3 protein-coding genes are annotated in these 2,604 nt (G+C 70.9%); 1 reads left to right on the top strand and 2 read right to left on the bottom strand.

The genetic code is table 11. The features are described 5' to 3' along the window. Together I55_RS38050 and I55_RS32380 are read right to left on the bottom strand one after the other, a co-directional pair. The coding region (locus tag I55_RS38050; RefSeq protein ID WP_211100328.1) for a hypothetical protein at window positions 1-207 on the bottom strand (207 nt) is incomplete at its 3' end. 108 nt (window positions 208-315) lie between these two features. Continuing rightward, window positions 316-1,023, bottom strand: a complete 708-nt coding sequence (locus tag I55_RS32380; RefSeq protein ID WP_049974733.1) for an ATP-binding cassette domain-containing protein — start codon at window positions 1,021-1,023, stop codon at window positions 316-318. Window positions 1,024-1,478: 455 nt separating this feature from the next. On the opposite strand from I55_RS32380, the gene I55_RS32375 reads away from it, so the two are divergent. Further along, window positions 1,479-2,576 (top strand): AAA family ATPase, encoded by a 1,098-nt coding sequence (locus I55_RS32375; protein ID WP_148294100.1) that lies wholly within the window; start codon window positions 1,479-1,481, stop codon window positions 2,574-2,576. The last annotated feature ends 28 nt before the right edge of the window (window positions 2,577-2,604 follow it).

The raw sequence follows: 2,604 nt of genomic DNA, 5'->3' as shown, positions 1-2,604 counted from the left end.
TCCAGCACCAGCACGGTATTGTGCGCCTGGCAGGCGGGTGGAGGCCAGCGTGAGCGACAGCGGATGCAGTACCTCGACGAGGGCGCGCGCCGCGGCGGCGTCCTCGGCCTCCTGGACGGCGCGGGCATCGGCCTGCCGGGCGCCGGCTCCAAGCGGTTCGCTCCGCCGCGTCCTGGCGCGCGCCCAGCAGGATGCGCGGCAGGTCACCCACGGGCCGCCTGGCGCCGGCCGGCCCCGTCACGGCGCTCCTGGCGCTACACCGCCGCGAGCGCATGGCGGGCGACCTGGGCCACCCGTTTATACGCCTCGTCCAAGTCATGACGCGCGGCGGCCAGTTCCTGCGCCTTGAGGGCGCGGTAGCGGCTCCATCCCCCGCCATAGCGGGTGGCGCCCAATGACGTCAGCTCGACGATGGCGTCCATACCCTCCAGCAGGTCGCGATCGTGGCTGACAACCAGGGCGCCGGCCTTCCAGCCGGCCAAGCAGCCCGGCCACGGTGGAGCGGCCGTCCGCGTCCAGGTTGTTGGTGGGCTCATCCAGCAGCAGGAAGTCGGGCTCGGCGAAGACCAGGGCCGCCAGGGCCGCCCGCGTCCGCTGCCCGCCGGACAGGGCGGCCAGCGGTGTTTCGGCCGTCACGTCCAGGCCCAGGCGGTCCAACGCCGCCGCCAGCCGCGCCTCCAGGGTCCAGTCGGCCGCCATCACCTCTTCCGCCGTGGCGCGCCCCGCCTCCGCCCGGCGCAGCAGGTCTAGGCCGGCAGCGGCACCGAACAGGTCGGACACGGTTTCCCCCGGAGCCAGGCGCGCGCCTTGGCGCAGCACGCCCAGGGTACCGGCGACGGAAACGGCACCGGCCTGGGGACGCAGATCCCCCGCGATCAACGCCAGCAGCGTGGACTTGCCCACGCCGTTACGCCCGACCAGGCCGGTGCGTTGCGCGCCGAAGCTGAGGGAGAGATGGGAGAAGAGCGGACGGCCGTCAGGCGTGGCCCAGCTGAGATCGGCAAGCGTGATGGTGGCAGGCATGGTGGATATCCCCGAAAACGGAACGAAGGCTCGTCGTATTCGGGCGGAAATCCATGAAGCACCATCCAGTCGGTTCACACTGCCCCGATTATGGGGACGGCGTGGTGGTGGCGCAAGACGGCTGGCGAACCTGGACCATCCCGCCGGGCCTTGCGATCTTCTGGGAATGGGGTTACACGTTCGGCCTCAGGCACCCGCACCCCTGCGCCCTTATGCCTGTCCGATCAGGAGTAAATGGATTGTTGGCCCATACGCCCTTCACAGGCGCGGCCGGCGGCATCCACTCCCTTCCGTAAAGCGCCCTCCCGCGTGAGGCGACGATGCGGCGGGGCCTTGGATGCACCGCCCGCAGCCCGAACCAAACGGATGGAACGCGAAACGCGTGTCGCCTTGCGCCGACGTGCGTTGGTCGCATGAACGGACTTTTCATGAACGAATGGACGATGGTCCGGAGCATGGCGCTCCGGATTGGCGCGGTGGGCGACGTGCGCCTCCGCCGCGCCCTGAACGAGTGGGCCGATACCCACGCGGAATGGTTGCGCCTGGACGACAAGCGCGACTGGGCCGCCGCCCTGGCGACCCTGGAGGACAGGCATGACCTGGAGCCTCAACCCCATGTGCTGGCCGTCGCGGACGTGCTGGCCACGACCCTGGCGCTGGACGCGTTCGACACCGCCCTGCTGCGCCTGCTGGTGGCGGTGGATCGCCTGCCCCGGGCCTGCGCGTTGGCGGAGGCATGGAGCGAAAATGGCCGCGACCTGCCCGGCCTGCTGGGCCAGGCGGCGGGCGCGGCACCCGTCGACGCCGGCCGGGCCGTACGCCGCAGCGCGGCGCTGCGGCTGGGCCTTGCCAGCTTTCGCGCCAACCGGCGCGGCGTGATCGAGGTCAGCTTGCGGTGGTCGCTGGAAAGGCTGGTCGACCGCGCGGCGGCGGAGCATGCGTCGGTGGTCGCGACCCTGATCGGGCCGCACCAGGACGCACGACTGACGCTGGCCGATTTCGCCCACGTGACCGATGCCGACTTTCTCACGCGGCTGCTGATGGGGGCCGCGCGCGACCGGGCCTCTGGCGTCAACATCCTGATCCACGGGCCCCCGGGCACGGGCAAGACCGAACTGGCGCGCACCCTGGCCCAGGCGGCGGGCTTGGCCCTCTATGGCGTGGGCGAGGCCGACGACGATGGGGATGAGCCCGATCGCTGGGATCGCGTTACCGCCCTGCAGTTGGCTCAGCGCCTGATGGCGCCGGCGGGCGGGGCGGCATTGCTGTTCGACGAGATGGAGGATCTGATCGGCGACGCCAAGCCGGTGAACGGCGACTGGATATCGGGGCGATCGGGCAGCAAGGTCTTCGTCAACCGCCTGCTTGAAACCAACGACGTGCCGGTGATCTGGACCACCAACACCTTGGGCAATGTCGACGCGGCGATCCTGCGGCGCATGAGCTTCGTGCTCAGGCTCGACCTGCCCACGCCCGGCGCGGCGCGGCGGATGCTGGAACGGATCGCCACGAAGGAAGGGGATCGCCCCGTCCGCCCCGGCTGGAAGCCTTGATGGGACAGCGCCCCTGAAAACGCCACCG

The sequence above is a fragment of the Azospirillum sp. B4 genome (genome assembly GCF_000333275.1).
Taxonomy (GTDB): Bacteria; Pseudomonadota; Alphaproteobacteria; order Azospirillales; family Azospirillaceae; genus Nitrospirillum.
This window is presented reverse-complemented; position numbering and strand designations above follow the sequence as displayed.

Bases quoted from the DNA above. Each gene is read 5' to 3' on its own strand.
- I55_RS32380 (WP_049974733.1), bottom strand. From the start codon at position 1,023: ATGCCTGCCACCATCACGCTTGCCGATCTCAGCTGGGCCACGCCTGAC.
- I55_RS32375 (WP_148294100.1), top strand. From the start codon at position 1,479: ATGGCGCTCCGGATTGGCGCGGTGGGCGACGTGCGCCTCCGCCGCGCC.